We start from the raw sequence: 14,302 nt of genomic DNA on the forward strand, positions 1-14,302 counted from the left end.
TTCATGGTGTGGGCGTTTTGATTAAGCGTTAGAAACTAAATCATGCCAGAAATGGGCGCCCACCCCCACCTTTTCGCTTGCGCTGCCAAGCAATTTTCATCCGTTCCGCTAGTTTTGCAAGAGGCTCTAATAAGGCAATGAGCCGGGGAATATGTTCTTCCGTAATCCATGTCGTGGTGGATTCACGGATGAGATAAGTTTTTTGGTGTTTATTTTTCTGTAAAAAACTTAAAAAATCCACAGGACTTTTACGCACAAAATCGAATTTGGCAGCATCTGCGCTCCAACCGTTGATTGAGATGCATGATGAGAAAAACAACATGGCCAATATTAGTCGATGATTGGTAAAAATTTTCATGGAATCTCATTGGAAAATCAAGTGAGAAGAGGGCAGGCGCTAGCGAGAAAATTCTTCGGCAGCCTCCGCAAGCGCTGGGCGCAGACACTCTGCGTCGATCTCGTCAAGGGTGCTAATTAAATCCCATGCTCTATGATGCAGAATTTCTGCCCGGTCTTTATAATGAGGATTGTCATTATGGAATTCCTTATCGATTCTCAACACGTTACATAAAAGATCGCCTCTGTAATGCATTCCTTCGGAATATGAATCCATCTCAAGATATGGTAATGCCAAAGGTAATAAAAACGCTATCCCGATATCTTGGCCCAAACATAGCCTGAGGTCCTCAGCGCCGAACTCTCCGATTGGGTTTGTGCCGCAGCTCCGCTGTGCGGCGAATCATGGGCGATTCATCATCCGGCACCAACCCCCATTCATGCCGCTCAAGTTGACTAAGTGTTTTTTTAAGATTTGATATGTGTTCGATTGTAAAGATTGTAGATCATTAACTAGGCCTTCAGTTGACAGCAATAGTCATTTCCCCAAAACTTGCAATCCTCTCTCTTCCCGGCGCCGGGATGACGTCTGAATCGTCCCGCCAATTGTGAAAAATCATGCTGGTGGAGATACAGATTGCTCAGCTGAGGAGTCGACTCGATCTGGCCTCGATGACATTCGACGAACCAATTCCGCGCCCTGGAGCCGGTTAACACCCCGTCCGCCAATGCCGGTCATGTGTCTCCCATTGTATGTTCCCACCGCACACGGGAACACTTCCCCCGGTGTACTATTCTGCTTCGCGTCCCGCTAAGGAAGTCATGTTTGCCTTTTCGTTGAAAGCGCCGGCTCACGCCCTCGCGCTGCTCCTGCTTGCCCTCTCGTTCCTGTTCGCCAGCCCTGCGCGCGCGGAAGACGATTACCTGGCCCCCGAGGTGGCCTTCAAGTTCTCGGCCCGCATGGTCGACCCGCAAACCATCGCCGTCACCTACAACATCGCCGACGGCTACTACATGTACCGCGAACGCTTCAAATTCACCGCCGCCAACGCCACGCTGGGCTCCCCGGTCATCCCGCCCGGCAAGGTCAAGTTCGACGAAACCTTCCAGAAGGATGTCGAAACCCACCGCAAGAGCATCACCATCACGATTCCCGTCGAGTCCTCCGGCATGTTCACGCTGACGGCCACCTCGCAGGGCTGCGCCGACGCCGGCCTGTGCTACGCGCCGCAGGAAGCTGAGGCCCGCCTGGTGGGCGCTGCCGGCGCGTCGCCAGCGCCCGGCATGTCCAAGCCATCGATGTCGACCCCGCCCGCCTCCATCCCCGTCGCCAAGCCGAAGCAGGGCACCGCCGACGAGGCCCTCACACCCGAGCCGCCCACTGCACCAGCGCCAGCCCCGGCCGCAGTCCAGACCCCGGCCGCCACGCCCGCCACCGGCGACGGCGCCGCGCTGCTCGGCGGCGGCAAGCTGTGGCTGATCATCCCCACCTTCATCGCCTTGGGCCTCGGCCTGTCGTTCACCCCTTGCGTGCTGCCGATGGTCCCGATCCTGGCATCGATCATCGTGGGCGAGGGCGCCGGCACCACGCGCGCGCGCGGCTTCATCCTGGCACTGGCCTACTCGCTCGGCATGGCCCTGGTCTACACCGCCTTGGGCGTTGCCGCCGGCCTGATGGGCGAAGGCCTGGCCGCCGAGCTGCAAAAGCCGTGGATACTGATCGGTGTCGGCATCATGATCGTGGCCCTGTCGCTGTCCATGTTCGGCGTATACGAGCTGCAAGTGCCATCCTTCCTGCAACACCGCCTGGTCGACGCCTCTGGACGCCAGTCGGCCGGTAAACTCATCGGCGTGTTCATCATGGGCGCCCTGTCGGCCCTGATCGTCGGTCCCTGCGTGGCCGCGCCGCTGGCCGGCGCGCTGACCTTTATCTTCCAGTCGCGCGATGGCGTCGTCGGCGGGGTCGCGCTGTTTTCGCTGGCGATGGGCATGAGCATTCCGCTGTTGCTGGTCGGCCTGTCGGCCGGCTCCCTGCTGCCACGCACCGGCGCCTGGATGAACCACGTCAAACGCTTTTTCGGTGTCACCATGCTGGGCATGGCCCTGTGGCTGACCTCGCCCGTGCTGCCGCCGCTGCTGCAAATGCTGCTGTGGAGTGCGCTGCTGCTCGGCTACGGCGTCTACATGCTGCGCCACGTCCGCCATTGGGCCGGACTCGCGCTGGGCGTCGTGTGCGCCCTGCTGGGAGCGATCCAGCTGGTCGGTGCGGCCACCGGCGGGCGCGATCCGCTCGCGCCGCTGGCCCATCTGGGCGTGGGCGGCCAGCAGCATGGCCTGGCCTTCACCCGCATCAAAACCGTGGCCCAGCTCGACGCCGCGCTGGCACACAACGCCGGCAAGACCGCGATGCTCGATTTTTATGCCGACTGGTGCGTATCCTGCAAGGAAATGGAAAAGCTGACCTTCGTCGATGCGCGCGTGCGCCAGCAACTGGCCGGCACGCTCTTGCTGCAAGTCGACGTCACCGCCAACGATGCCGACGACAAGGCCATGCTCAAGCGCTTCGGCCTGTTCGGGCCGCCGGGGATCATCTTGTTCGATCAGCGCGGCCAGGAAATTGCAGGCAGCCGCGTGATCGGATATCAGAATGCGGACAAGTTCACGGCCTCGCTGAAGAAGCTGAACTAAGCCCGCAGGGGCGCGGACTTAATTGTCCGGGAGGATGAAGTCTTCGTGCTCGGGCTTGCCGCCCAGCAGCTCGTCGAGGCGGCCGCGCAGACTGCGCGCCATTTCGCTGCCCTTGGCCTTGAGCACCGCTTGCAGGTACTGCAGGCGCAGCGCGCGGAAGTCGTCGACGTTATTGCACTTTTCCACCTTGAGCTGCAGCATGATGCCGCGCAGCCCGATCGTGCTCTTGATGGTCTGGTTGTAGAAGTCGTACAGGTGGCGAAAGCGGGTGGCGTCGTCGAGCTGGCTCTCGGCCAGCGCTTGCGCGGATGGCGCCTCGGCACTGGCGACCACCGGCAACGGGGCTGCGGCGTCGTCGTGTACCTCGTCATGGTGAGCGCCCTCGGCCCCGGCCGCGCGCCGCGCCACCTGGCGCGCCCGTGCCGATGCCGGCAGCTTCGGTGCCACCGGCGCCACGGGCTCTTCCCCGCTGGCGAGATAAATATAGCCTTCTTGCAGCAATTCCTTGACGCTGTCCGCCGTCACGCCCACGCCGGCAAAATTACGCAACAAATCGTCGAGCGAATGACGCCCGTCGATCATCACCAAAATCGTGCGCAGGCGCGATGATAGTTGATGTTTGCGTGTGGAAATTTCCTCTCGACCCTTTTCGGTCTTGTCGTACACCATCGTGCTCATGCTGCCCCCGGAATGTGGTTGATGCCGCAGCCGGAAACTGGTTTTTGATTGCCGCGCGGATAGATTTTCTTGAGGATACACCACGTTACACTTTGCAGGAATCCCCGCACGCGCATATTTATGGCGGGAAGACACAATTGAGGTGTAAGTACAACGTTAAAGACGTCCATACCGCTTCGTATGGCGGAGATAGCGGAAATGGCGGGCAGGCGCCATTCCCCGTGGCGCGCGAGGAATGGCCGGCATCTGACGCTGCTTATGCGTGGCGTTTGTGCTTGCCGTGATGGCCGCCGCGCATGCTGTGCTCGTCAAATACTTTCTTTTGTTCCGGCGTGAGTACTGCATAGAAAGTGTTGAGCGCGGCCAGCCGGGTTTCCATGGCGGCCACATGCTGCTTGGCCATGTCGAGTTGCTTTTCCATGCGTTCCGGGGCGGTCAGGCTGGCCCACTGGCCACGCTCGCCACGGGCGGGACGCTGGCCCGGTTTGCTGGCGGCGGTAAACGCCGCCCAGGCCGGTTCCTGTGCCGCGCTGAGCTTGAGCTGGTCGTGCAAGCGCGCCTGGCGCGCGGCCATGCGCGCGCCCCAGTTGGCGCGCTCGCCGTGGTGGCGTTCCACGCTGGCCGCTTTCGGATGGCCGCTCTCCTGCGCGTGCACGGCGACGGCGGCGGCGCCCATGCCCAGCACGGCAAAACCGATCACAAGACTGTTGCGGACATTATTCAGTACGTTCATGGCGTTTCCTTTGGGTGAATGTGCGGGGTGCAACTGCATCATGTTCCCTGCATGTTTCCAATCGGTGTCCGCTGCCAAAGAGTTTGTATCAATATGTATCGGCGCCATGGCAATATACATGACGATACAAAACCGCTATCCGGGGCCACGCTAAGTGGGGATAATTGCGGGCATGGATACTCCTTCTACCATTCTCATCGTTGACGACGACCGCGACATCCGCTCGCTGCTGGCCGATTATCTCGAATCGAACGGCTACCGCGCCCTGGCTGCGGCCGACGGTACGGCCATGTGGAAGACGCTCGACGAAGCGCGTCCCGACCTGATCGTGCTCGACCTGAACCTGCCCGGCGACGACGGCCTGACTCTGTGCCGCAAGCTGCGCGCCACCTCGACCCTGCCGGTCATCATGCTGACCGCCCGCAACGAGCCGCTCGACCGCATCCTGGGCCTGGAAATGGGCGCCGACGATTACCTGCCCAAGCCCTTCGAGCCGCGCGAGCTGCTGGCGCGCATCCGCAGCGTGCTGCGTCGCAGCCACGCGATGCCGTCCAACGCGCCGTCCGACAATGCCCAGCAAATGCGCTTTTCCGGCTGGACCCTGGACCTGACCGCGCGCCACCTGCTCAATCCCGAGGGCATCGTCATCATGCTGTCCGGCGCCGAATTCCGCCTGCTGCGCGTATTCCTCGAACATCCCAACCGCGTGCTCAACCGCGACCAGCTGCTCAACCTGACCCAGGGCCGCGATGCCGATCCCTTCGACCGCTCGATCGACATCCAGATCAGCCGCCTGCGCCAAAAGCTCGGCGAAGATGCGCGCCTGCCGCAGATCATCAAGACAGTGCGCAACGGCGGCTACGTGCTGGCCGGCCAGGTGACGGTGGAGCCCGGCACGTGAAGGCCTTCTTCGGTTCGATGACCGGGCGCGTGTTCTTGACACTGCTGCTCGGCGTCGTCATCACCGCCGTGCTGACCCAGCTGCTGGCCGAAAACGAACGCCAGAGGGTGATCGAAGCCTTCCGCGACCAGCACGCCATGGACCGCGCCGAACAATTGATCACCGCCACCGAAACGGTGCCGGCCTCGGCCCGCCTGGCCTATCTGGACGCCGCCAACCGCCCCGGCATCCAGCTGGTCGTCATCAACGACGAGCTGCCGGTCAATCCCGTGCCATCGGCGTTCACGGCGGCGCTGGCGGTGCGCATGGGGCCGCAGTACAAGCTGGCCAGCATCGCGGCCCGGCCCGCCGCCTGCGACGTGCCGCGCATCCAGAACAGCATGTTCGGCCCCACCGAATCGCAATGGAAGGGCGTGTGCGAGAGCATCAACGTACGCCTGCGCGATGGTGAACTGCTGCGCCTGATGGTGATGCCGCCGCCGCCCTCGGTGATCGCCCACGAGACCGATTACCGCATGATCATCGGCCTGTTCCTGGTCAGCATCGCCTTCCTCGCCTACCTGGTCGCGCGCATGACCACGCGTCCGCTCAAGCAGCTGGCGCAGGCCGCCAAGGACCTCGGCAACGACATCAACCACCCGCCCTTGCAATTGTCGGGCGCGAGCGAGATCCGCCAGGCCAGCGCGGCCTTCAACGCCATGCAGGCGCGCATCCGCCAATACATTTTCCAGCGCACCCAGATGCTGGCCGCCATCACCCATGACTTGCAAACACCCTTGACCCGGATGCGCCTGCGCCTCGAAAAAGTCGGCGACGGCGAGCTGCGCGACCGCCTCGTGGGCGATTTGTCGGCGATGCAGGAAATGGTGCGCGAAGGGCTTGATCTGGCGCGCAGCACCGACACCACCGAAGCGATGCAGGCGCTCGACCTCGATTCGCTGCTCGACAGCGTCACCTGCGACGCCACCGACGCCGGCCAGCAGGTGGTGGTCCACGGCCACGCCGGCATGGCCTTGCTGGGGCGCCCGATGGCGCTGCGGCGCTGCCTGGTCAACCTGATCGACAACGCCATCAAGTACGGCCAGCGCGCCCATCTCACGGTGGAAGCGGGCGCCGGCGCGGCGCGCATCCGCGTGCGCGACAATGGCCCCGGCATCGCGCCGGGCGAGCTGGCGCGCGTGTTCGAGCCGTTCTACCGTGTGGAAACGTCGCGCTCGCGCGAATCCGGCGGCACCGGGCTGGGCCTGACCATCGCCCGCAATATCGCCGAGCAGCACGGCGGCAGCATCGCCCTGGTCAACCATCCGGAGGGCGGCCTGGAGGTCACCCTGGTCCTGCCGGAGTATTACGCCGGCAAATAGCTCCGCCCGCCAGCGCCGTCATCGCTTACCATTGAATGTACTGAACCGATCATAAGCCGCCCGCAGTGGCGACCAGGGAAACGCATGAAACAGAAAAGCATCGTCATCATCGCCGGCCTCGCCGTTCTCATCGGCGCCGGCGCATGGTATCTGGGCCGGGGCGCGCAGCACGCCGGCCCGGGCGAGCATCAGGGCGCCGCCGCCGCGCCGGGCGACAAGAACGGCAAGGGTGGCGCCCAGCCGCCGGCCATCGTCAACGTGGTGGCGCCGCAGCGCCAGGACGTGCCGGTGCTGCTGCAGGCCAATGCCAGCGTGACCCCGGTCAGTACGGTCGACCTGCATCCGCAAACGACCAGCACGATACGCACGGTGCATATCAAGGAAGGCCAGTTCGTCAAGGCCGGCGAACTGATGTTCTCGCTCGACGACCGCAGCGAGCGCGCCAATATCGACAAGGCGCGCGCCCAGATCGCGCGCGATGCCGCCACCTTCGCCGACCTGGAGCGCCAGTACAAGCGCAGCGAGGAATTGTTCGCCCAAAAATTCATCGCCCGGAGCGCCGTCGATACCCTGAAAAGCCAGGTCGATTCGGCGCGCGCGCTGGTCGGCGCCGGCCAGGCCGCGCTCAAGGCCGAGCAGGTCAACGCCAGCTACAGCGCCATCCGCGCGCCGATGGCGGGCCGGGTCGGCGCCATCAATGTATTCCCGGGCAGCCTGGTGCAGCTGGCCACCTCGCTGGCCACCATCACCCAGCTCGACCCGATCAACATCGCCTTCAGCCTGCCGGAAGCGGCGCTGGGCGACTTGCTGGCCGCGCAAAAGAATGGCCCGGTCACGGTCGAGGCGCTCGGCACGGCCGGCGGCAAGGCGGCCAGCGGCAAGCTCAGCTTCATCGACAATAGCGTCGATCCGCTGGCCGGCTCGATCAAGGTCAAGGCCCTGTTCGACAACAAGGCCACCAGCCTGTGGCCGGGCCAGTACGTCAGCGCGCGCGTGACGGTGCAAACCATCAGGAACGCGGTGGTGATCCCGCAGGCGGCCATCATCAGCAACAGCCACGGCACCTTCGTGTATGTGGTCGACGCCGGCCAGGCCGCGCAACAGGTGCCGGTCACGCGCTTGCACACCTTTGGCGTGAACGCGGCCGTCTCGGGCTTGAACGGCGATGAAAAAGTCATCACCGAAGGCAAGCAGAACCTGCGTCCCGGCGCCCGCGTCAAGCTGGCCGACGCGCCCGCGGCGAAACGCGATGGCAAGGCCACGGTGGCGACGCAATGAATCTGTCCGAACTGTGTATCCGGCGCCCCGTGATGGTGGTGCTGCTCTCGCTCAGCCTGATTCTGGTGGGGGTGCTGTCGTACATGGCCATTCCGGTCGCCGCGCTGCCCAGCTATAACACCCCGGTCATCAACGTCCAGGCCAACCTGTCCGGCGCCAGCCCGGAAACCATGGCCTCCTCGGTCGCGCTGCCGCTCGAAAAGCAGTTTTCGACCATCGCCGGCATTAACCTCATCACGTCGACCAGCACCCAGGGCCAGACTTCGCTGACCCTGGAATTCGATCCCAGCATCGATGTCAACGTGGCCGCCATCGATGTCCAGGCCGCGCTGCTCGGCGCCCAGCGCCAGCTGCCGCAAGAGATGACGGAGTTGCCCTCCTACCGCAAGGTCAACCCGGCCGACGCGCCGGTGCTGTTCATGGCCATGACCTCGCCCTCGATGAATTTGTCGGAGCTCAACGATTACGCCGAAAACCTGGTCGCCCCCAGCCTGTCGACCCTGCCCGGCGTGGCCCAGGTATCGGTCAACGGCCAGAAGCGCTTTGCGGTGCGGGTGCGCGCCAAGGCCGACCTGATGAACGCGCGCAACCTGTCGATGGATGAGCTGGCGCTGGCGCTGCGCGCCGCCAACTCGAACGCGCCGCTGGGCGTGCTCGACGGCCCGAGCCAGACCATGACCATCCAGGGCAACGCCCAGCTGATGAACGCGGCCGCGTTTTCCGAGCTGATCGTGGCCACCCGCAACGGCGAGCCGGTGCGCCTGAAAGACGTGGCCGCGGTCGAAGACAGCTACCAGTCGGTGAAAGCGGCCGGCAGCTACAACGGCGAGCGCTCGATCGTGCTGCTGGTGCAGCGCCAGCCCAACGCCAACACGGTGCAGGTGGTCGACGCGGTGCGCAAGCTGTTGCCGCGTTTCGAGGCCCAGCTGCCCGCCTCGATCAAGATTACCCTGGTCAATGACCGTTCGGTATCGATCCGCGAAGCCATCCACGACGTCAACCTGACCCTGGCCGGCACTGTGGCGCTGGTGGTGCTGGTGATCTTCCTGTTCCTGCACCGCGCCGCCGCCACCTTCATTCCGGCCGTGACCATGCCGATTTCCCTGCTGGGTGCCTTGTCGCTGCTGTATGCCTTCGGCTACAGCCTCGATAACGTGTCCCTGCTCGGCATCACCCTGGCCGTGGGGCTGGTGGTCGACGACGCCATCGTGGTGCTGGAAAACATCGTGCGCCATATCGAAATGGGCAAGAAGCCGGTCGAGGCCGCGCTGGTCGGTTCGCGCGAAATGGGCTTTACCATCGTCTCGATTTCGATCTCGCTGGTGGCCGTGTTCATCCCGATCTTCTTCATGCCGGGCGTGATCGGCCTGCTGTTCCATGAATTCGCGGTGGTGGTGGGGCTGTCGGTGCTGGTGTCGGCGCTGGTGTCGCTGACCCTGGTGCCGATGCTGGCCAGCCGCCTGCTGCCGCCCCATGCGCTTGATGAGGGCGGCGAGAAAAGTTTCATCGGGCGCCACTTCGAGGCCGGCTTTGCGCGCGTGCGCGACGCTTACGCGCGCTCGCTCGACTTTGCGCTGGCGCACCGCTTCATCGTGCTGCTGGTGGCGCTCGGCACCTTTGTGTTGACGATCATCCTGTACAGCACCATCCCCAAGGGTTTTTTTCCCGAGGAAGACCTGGGCCAGCTGCGCATGACCATCGAAGCGGCCGAGGATACCTCGACCGACGCCATGCTGGTTTTGCAGGAAAAAGTGGTGGCCGTGATCCGCGCCGACCCGAGCGTGCAGGATGTGACGTCGTTTACCGGCGGCGGCAATACCGGGCGCGGCTTCATCGCCCTGAAGCCGCGCGACCAGCGCGTCAAAATGCCGCAGGTGGTCGAGCGTTTGCGCAAAGCCACGCGCCAGGTGGCCGGCGTGTCGGTATTCCTGTCGCCGATCCAGAACCTGCAACTGGGCGGACGGCCCAGCAAGAGCCGCTACCAGTACACCTTGCAAAGCGTCAGTTCCGACGCGCTGGGCGACTGGGCCAACAAATACCTGGAGCGCATGCGCGCCGACCCGGACTTCCGCGACGTCACCAGCGACTCGCAGAACCGCGGCCTGCAAGCGACCCTGAAGATCGACCGCGACAAGGCCAACGCCATGGGGGTGCAGATCGCCGACGTGCGCACCGCCCTGTACGCGGCCTTTGGCGAACGCCAGGTATCGACCATCTATTCGGCCGCCGCCAGCTACAACGTGATCCTGGAAGCCGAACTGGCCGACCGCCAGTCCGAGGATGCCCTGGGACGGGTGTCGGTGCGCAGCAAGGGCGGCCAGCTGGTGCAGTTGTCGAGCTTTGCGACGGTCGAGCGCACGGTGGGCCCGACCTCGGTCAACCACCAGGGCCAGCTGCAGGCGATTACCCTGTCGTTCAACCTGGGCGCCAACGTGCCGCTGGGCGTGGCCACCGGCAAGATCGACCGGATGGGCGTGGACATGAAGCTGCCAGCCTCGGTGATCACCAAATACGGCGGCGACGCCGCGGTGTTCCAGGATTCGCAGTCGAGCCAGATCATCCTGATCGTGGCCGCGCTGGGCGTCATCTACGTGCTGCTGGGCGTGCTGTACGAAAGCTTCATCCACCCGCTGACCATCCTGGCCGGCCTGCCCTCGGCCGCCGTGGGCGCCCTGCTCACTCTGCGCATTTTCGGGCTGGACCTGACCATGATCGCCATCATCGGCATCCTGATGCTGATCGGGATCGTCAAGAAAAACGCCATCATGATGATCGACTTCGCCCTGCACGCCCAGCGCAACGAGGGCTTGAGCCCGGCCGAGGCGATCCGCGAAGCCTGTATCCTGCGCCTGCGCCCGATCCTGATGACCACCCTGGCCGCGCTGATGGGCGCACTGCCGATCGCGCTCGGCGTGGGCGCCGGCGCCGAACTGCGCCAGCCGCTCGGCCTGGCCGTGGTCGGCGGCTTGCTGTTTTCGCAAGTCATCACGCTCTACATCACTCCCGTGATCTACTTGTTCCTCGACAAGTACAGCGGCAGCGGGCCGATGACCGATGCCCAGCTGGCAAGCTTGGAAAAGGCGCATTGATATTTCCGCTAGGGATTTAATTGACTGGAAACAACACGATCTTTTGACCGTCTGCCACCATGGAAGCTGCATTTTTTCATTGACGGGCGGTCACCATGAAACCTTACAGCGTCACCCTCATCGGCATGGGCCCGCGCGGCCTGTCCCTGCTTGAACGCATCGCCGCGTTTGCGCGTGCGCACAATACACCGCTGCAAGTCAATCTGATCGATCCCGGCGAGTGCGGGCCGGGCGTGCATTCGCCCAACCAGCCGCAGCATCTCCTGATCAATACCGTGGCCAGCCAGGTCACCATTTTCCCCTTCCGCGAGGCGGTCGAGCTGGCCCCGGTGTGCGCCACGCCCTCGCTGACCGAATGGGCCCATGCCGAGGGTTACCGCCGCTTCGGCGAGCAGTTCGTGCAGGTGGCGCCGGGGGAAGAGGGCGGCGCCACCATCACCGAATCCGACTACCTGCCGCGCCAGTTGCTGGGACGCTACCTGATCTGGGCCTTCGATGCCATCCGCGCGGCCCTGCCGCCGGCGGTGACGCTGACCCACCTGCGGCAGCGCGCCATCGACATGTTCCAGATGCCGGACGGCAGCTTCATGGTGGAACTCGACAGCGGTTTTTCGGTCAGCAGCGATTTTGTGTTCATGACCACCGGCCACAGCCGCAATAACCTGACCGACGAGGAAGCCTGGTGCCACAAGTTCGCCCAGGACCATGCGCGCTACAACGGCAAGCTGGCCTTTATCCGCCATGTGTATCCGCTCGACAAGCTGGTGGGCATTGCCAGCGATGCCCGGGTCGCCATCGAAGGGCTGGGCCTGACCGCGCACGATGTGGTGTCGCAGCTCACGGTGGGCCGGGGCGGGCGCTTCGAGCCGGCCGGCAGCGGCTTGCGCTACCTGCGCTCGGGACGCGAGCCGGCGCTGCTGCTGTTTTCGCGCAAATGCCTGCCGGCGGCGGCGCGCGGGGTCAACCAGAAAGGCTTGAACGGGCACCACCAGGCGCGCTTTTTCACGCGCGAGGCGGTGCGCGCCCTGCGCCAGCAAGCCCAGCGCGAGCGCGGCAGCCCCCAGCTCGACTTCGACCGCGAACTGTTGCCGCTCCTGATGAAGGAAATGGGCTGCGCCTGGCGTGGCGCGCTGGGCCGCCCGGTGCCCGAGGGCGCCGCCTACGAGCCGGGCGCGGAGGAGCGCGCCGCGCTCGACGCCATGCTGTTTCCCCTGCACGGGCGCCAGTTCGCCAACGCCGACGACTTTTCGACCTTTTTTACCTGCATGATCGCGGACGACCTGTCGGAAGCGCGGCGCGGCAACCAGGGCAGTCCGATCAAGGCGGCGGCCGACGTGCTGCGCGACGCCCGCAGCGTGCTGCAAGACATGATCGAGCATGGCGGCCTGAGCGCCGCCTCGCACCGCAAGTTCCTCAGCGTCTACAACCCGGCCATCAACCGGGTCACCTTCGGCCCGCCCAGCCACCGCAACGAGCAATTGCTGGCCCTGATCGAGGCCGGCGTGCTGAGCGTGGCGGCCGGCCCCAACGCCGCCATCCGCATCGACGAGGACCTGTCCCAGTTCGCCCTGCACACGCGCTTCGCTTCCGGGGCGGCCATCCAGCACGTCGATGCGCTGGTGGTGGCCCGGCTCGACGTCTTCTCGCCGGAAACCGATGACAGTGCGCTGATCCGCAATCTGCTCAAGCGCGGCACCATCCGGCCCTTTTACAACGGCACCTTCCACCCGGGCGGGATCGACATCGACCAGGCCAACCATCCGCTCGACAGCGCGGCGCGCCCGAGCGCCAACCTGTGGGCGCTCGGTTACCTGGTCGAAGGCCCGAATTACTATACCCACGCCCTGCCACGGCCGCGCATGCACTCGCGCCAGGTGCTCGACGCCGAACGCTGCGTGCGCGAACTGTTCGGCCAGCTGGCCGAGCGCGACAGTGCGCGGCGCCAGGCGCGCCCCCGCTTCCAGTTCGCCGCCGAGCGCGCCACCACCTGAATCCCGGACCGGCCCGATTGTTGCAGCACTGATACATATAGTAACAACCATCAAGACACTCATCTTGTAAGCTGCACAGGGTGAGCTTGCCAATGCGCAAAAGCCGCAAAACGTATAGACTTCGGCACCTGTGCCGCATTTCGTTGACGCCGTACCCTGGAAAGCTGTTCTATTTTGCGTGACCATTCCCACCATTCGACCGAGAATACCGGCTACTGCGAGCATTGCGGTCAGCCCTTGCCCGGTCACGCGGTGCCCAGTTACGAGATCAAGCGCTTCAACTCGGTCGGGATCGCCGTCACGGTGGCCTTGCACCTGCTGCTGGTGCTGCTGTGGGTGCTGAAACCCCAGAGCGAGAAAAAAGCCCCGCCGCCGCCCTCGGGCGCCGAGATGGTGTACGTCACGCTGCCGCAATCGAAGCCGCAGCCCAAGGAACAGCCGAAAACGACGCCCAAACCGACCACCCAGGCGCGCCCCAGCAAGCCGACCGTGGCCAGGGTGCAGCGTTTGCCGAACACGATTACCATCCCGAATGAAAAACCGGTCAAGCAAGCCGATACGGCGGAGCCGCCCAAGCCGGTGAAGCCTGCCGTGGTGGCGCCCGAGACCGACATGGCGGCTGCCATCGAGGCCCGGCGGCGCGCGCGCGGCCAGGCCGAGGAGCAGCCGGCCGAGGAAAGCGCGGCCGAGCGCGGCATGCGCATCGCCAAGGCGAATATCGCGGCCGCCAATGGCCGCAGCCAGGGCGACGACCGCAACGATACTGGCGGCGTGTTCGAGGTGAAGAAGAATGCCATGACGGCCACCGTCAAGTTCCGCGGCTGGAATCCGAGCTTCAAGCGGCGCTGGCTGCAGGAAGTCACGGTCGAGCTGGGCACGGAGAAGGATATCGAGACGGCCGTGATCAAGAAAATGATCGAGATTATCCGCAAGGAAAAGACCGGCGATTTCGAGTGGGATTCGCACCGCTTGCAGCGCGTGGTGACGATGAGTGCGCGGGTGCAGGATACGGCGGAGCTGGCCGATTTCTTGCAGAAGGAAATGTTTCCGGAAAACCGGCGCGGACGCTAGCCCCTAGCCCGTCGTTCCTGGCACTGCCAGAAACGACTTCCCGCGCAGGGCTAGGAGTCTGCGCGGCAGAAACTTGATATCATCCATGTCAACCGAGCAAACGCATTTTTGACCGATGACATCAAGCTATCTTCCCTACGAGCCGCAGCAGCAAATGCTGCTGCCCCACGCACTGC

At 64.1% G+C, this 14,302-nt stretch carries 11 protein-coding genes; 7 read left to right on the forward strand and 4 right to left on the reverse strand.

Annotated elements, in window-relative coordinates:
* Nucleotides 1-40 precede the first annotated feature (40 nt).
* Together F2P44_RS33430 and F2P44_RS36740 are read right to left on the reverse strand one after the other, a co-directional pair.
* Complete coding sequence (locus tag F2P44_RS33430) at nucleotides 41-358, reverse strand: hypothetical protein (RefSeq protein WP_167094277.1); 318 nt, start codon at nucleotides 356-358, stop codon at nucleotides 41-43.
* A gap of 39 nt (nucleotides 359-397) precedes the next feature.
* Complete coding sequence (locus F2P44_RS36740) at nucleotides 398-706, reverse strand: contact-dependent growth inhibition system immunity protein (protein ID WP_167094294.1); 309 nt, start codon at nucleotides 704-706, stop codon at nucleotides 398-400.
* A gap of 452 nt (nucleotides 707-1,158) precedes the next feature.
* Here F2P44_RS36740 and dsbD point away from each other — a divergent pair, with 452 nt between their 5' ends.
* Nucleotides 1,159-3,024, forward strand: a complete 1,866-nt coding sequence (dsbD, locus tag F2P44_RS33440; protein WP_167094279.1) for a protein-disulfide reductase DsbD — start codon at nucleotides 1,159-1,161, stop codon at nucleotides 3,022-3,024.
* An 18-nt stretch (nucleotides 3,025-3,042) separates the two neighbouring features.
* Here dsbD and F2P44_RS33445 read toward each other — a convergent pair whose 3' ends face one another.
* Together F2P44_RS33445 and F2P44_RS33450 are read right to left on the reverse strand one after the other, a co-directional pair.
* Complete coding sequence (locus tag F2P44_RS33445) at nucleotides 3,043-3,702, reverse strand: hypothetical protein (RefSeq protein WP_167094281.1); 660 nt, start codon at nucleotides 3,700-3,702, stop codon at nucleotides 3,043-3,045.
* Nucleotides 3,703-3,958: 256 nt separating this feature from the next.
* A complete protein-coding gene (locus F2P44_RS33450; RefSeq protein ID WP_167094283.1) occupies nucleotides 3,959-4,435 on the reverse strand; it encodes a Spy/CpxP family protein refolding chaperone in 477 nt (158 codons plus the stop codon).
* Nucleotides 4,436-4,607: 172 nt separating this feature from the next.
* Here F2P44_RS33450 and F2P44_RS33455 point away from each other — a divergent pair, with 172 nt between their 5' ends.
* The 6 genes from F2P44_RS33455 (at nucleotide 4,608) to F2P44_RS33480 (ending at nucleotide 14,126) form a co-directional block, all read left to right on the forward strand.
* Nucleotides 4,608-5,336, forward strand: a complete 729-nt coding sequence (locus F2P44_RS33455) for a response regulator (RefSeq protein ID WP_054265849.1) — start codon at nucleotides 4,608-4,610, stop codon at nucleotides 5,334-5,336.
* Complete coding sequence (locus F2P44_RS33460) at nucleotides 5,333-6,697, forward strand: ATP-binding protein (protein ID WP_167094284.1); 1,365 nt, start codon at nucleotides 5,333-5,335, stop codon at nucleotides 6,695-6,697. The genes F2P44_RS33455 and F2P44_RS33460 overlap by 4 nt, the downstream gene beginning before the upstream one ends.
* 84 nt (nucleotides 6,698-6,781) lie before the next feature.
* Entirely contained in the window at nucleotides 6,782-7,975 is a 1,194-nt protein-coding gene (locus F2P44_RS33465) for an efflux RND transporter periplasmic adaptor subunit (RefSeq protein WP_167094286.1), read from the forward strand.
* Nucleotides 7,972-11,064, forward strand: coding sequence for an efflux RND transporter permease subunit (locus F2P44_RS33470; protein WP_167094288.1), 3,093 nt, complete (start codon nucleotides 7,972-7,974; stop codon nucleotides 11,062-11,064). Before F2P44_RS33465 ends, F2P44_RS33470 begins: the two co-directional genes overlap by 4 nt.
* Nucleotides 11,065-11,159: 95 nt before the next feature.
* On the forward strand, nucleotides 11,160-13,055 hold the full coding sequence (locus F2P44_RS33475) for an FAD/NAD(P)-binding protein (RefSeq protein WP_167094290.1): 1,896 nt from the start codon (nucleotides 11,160-11,162) through the stop codon (nucleotides 13,053-13,055).
* A 174-nt stretch (nucleotides 13,056-13,229) separates the two neighbouring features.
* Nucleotides 13,230-14,126, forward strand: coding sequence for a hypothetical protein (locus F2P44_RS33480; protein ID WP_167094292.1), 897 nt, complete (start codon nucleotides 13,230-13,232; stop codon nucleotides 14,124-14,126).
* The last annotated feature ends 176 nt before the right edge of the window (nucleotides 14,127-14,302 follow it).

Origin of the sequence: Massilia frigida, from assembly GCF_011682175.1 — a bacterium.
Taxonomy (GTDB): Bacteria; Pseudomonadota; Gammaproteobacteria; order Burkholderiales; family Burkholderiaceae_D; genus Telluria_A; species Telluria_A frigida.

Coding starts and splice junctions, on each gene's coding strand:
- F2P44_RS33430 (WP_167094277.1), bottom strand. CDS start 358: ATGAAAATTTTTACCAATCATCGACTAATATTGGCCATGTTGTTTTTC.
- dsbD (WP_167094279.1), top strand. CDS start 1,159: ATGTTTGCCTTTTCGTTGAAAGCGCCGGCTCACGCCCTCGCGCTGCTC.
- F2P44_RS33445 (WP_167094281.1), bottom strand. CDS start 3,702: ATGAGCACGATGGTGTACGACAAGACCGAAAAGGGTCGAGAGGAAATT.
- F2P44_RS33450 (WP_167094283.1), bottom strand. CDS start 4,435: ATGAACGTACTGAATAATGTCCGCAACAGTCTTGTGATCGGTTTTGCC.
- F2P44_RS33455 (WP_054265849.1), top strand. CDS start 4,608: ATGGATACTCCTTCTACCATTCTCATCGTTGACGACGACCGCGACATC.
- F2P44_RS33465 (WP_167094286.1), top strand. CDS start 6,782: ATGAAACAGAAAAGCATCGTCATCATCGCCGGCCTCGCCGTTCTCATC.
- F2P44_RS33470 (WP_167094288.1), top strand. CDS start 7,972: ATGAATCTGTCCGAACTGTGTATCCGGCGCCCCGTGATGGTGGTGCTG.
- F2P44_RS33475 (WP_167094290.1), top strand. CDS start 11,160: ATGAAACCTTACAGCGTCACCCTCATCGGCATGGGCCCGCGCGGCCTG.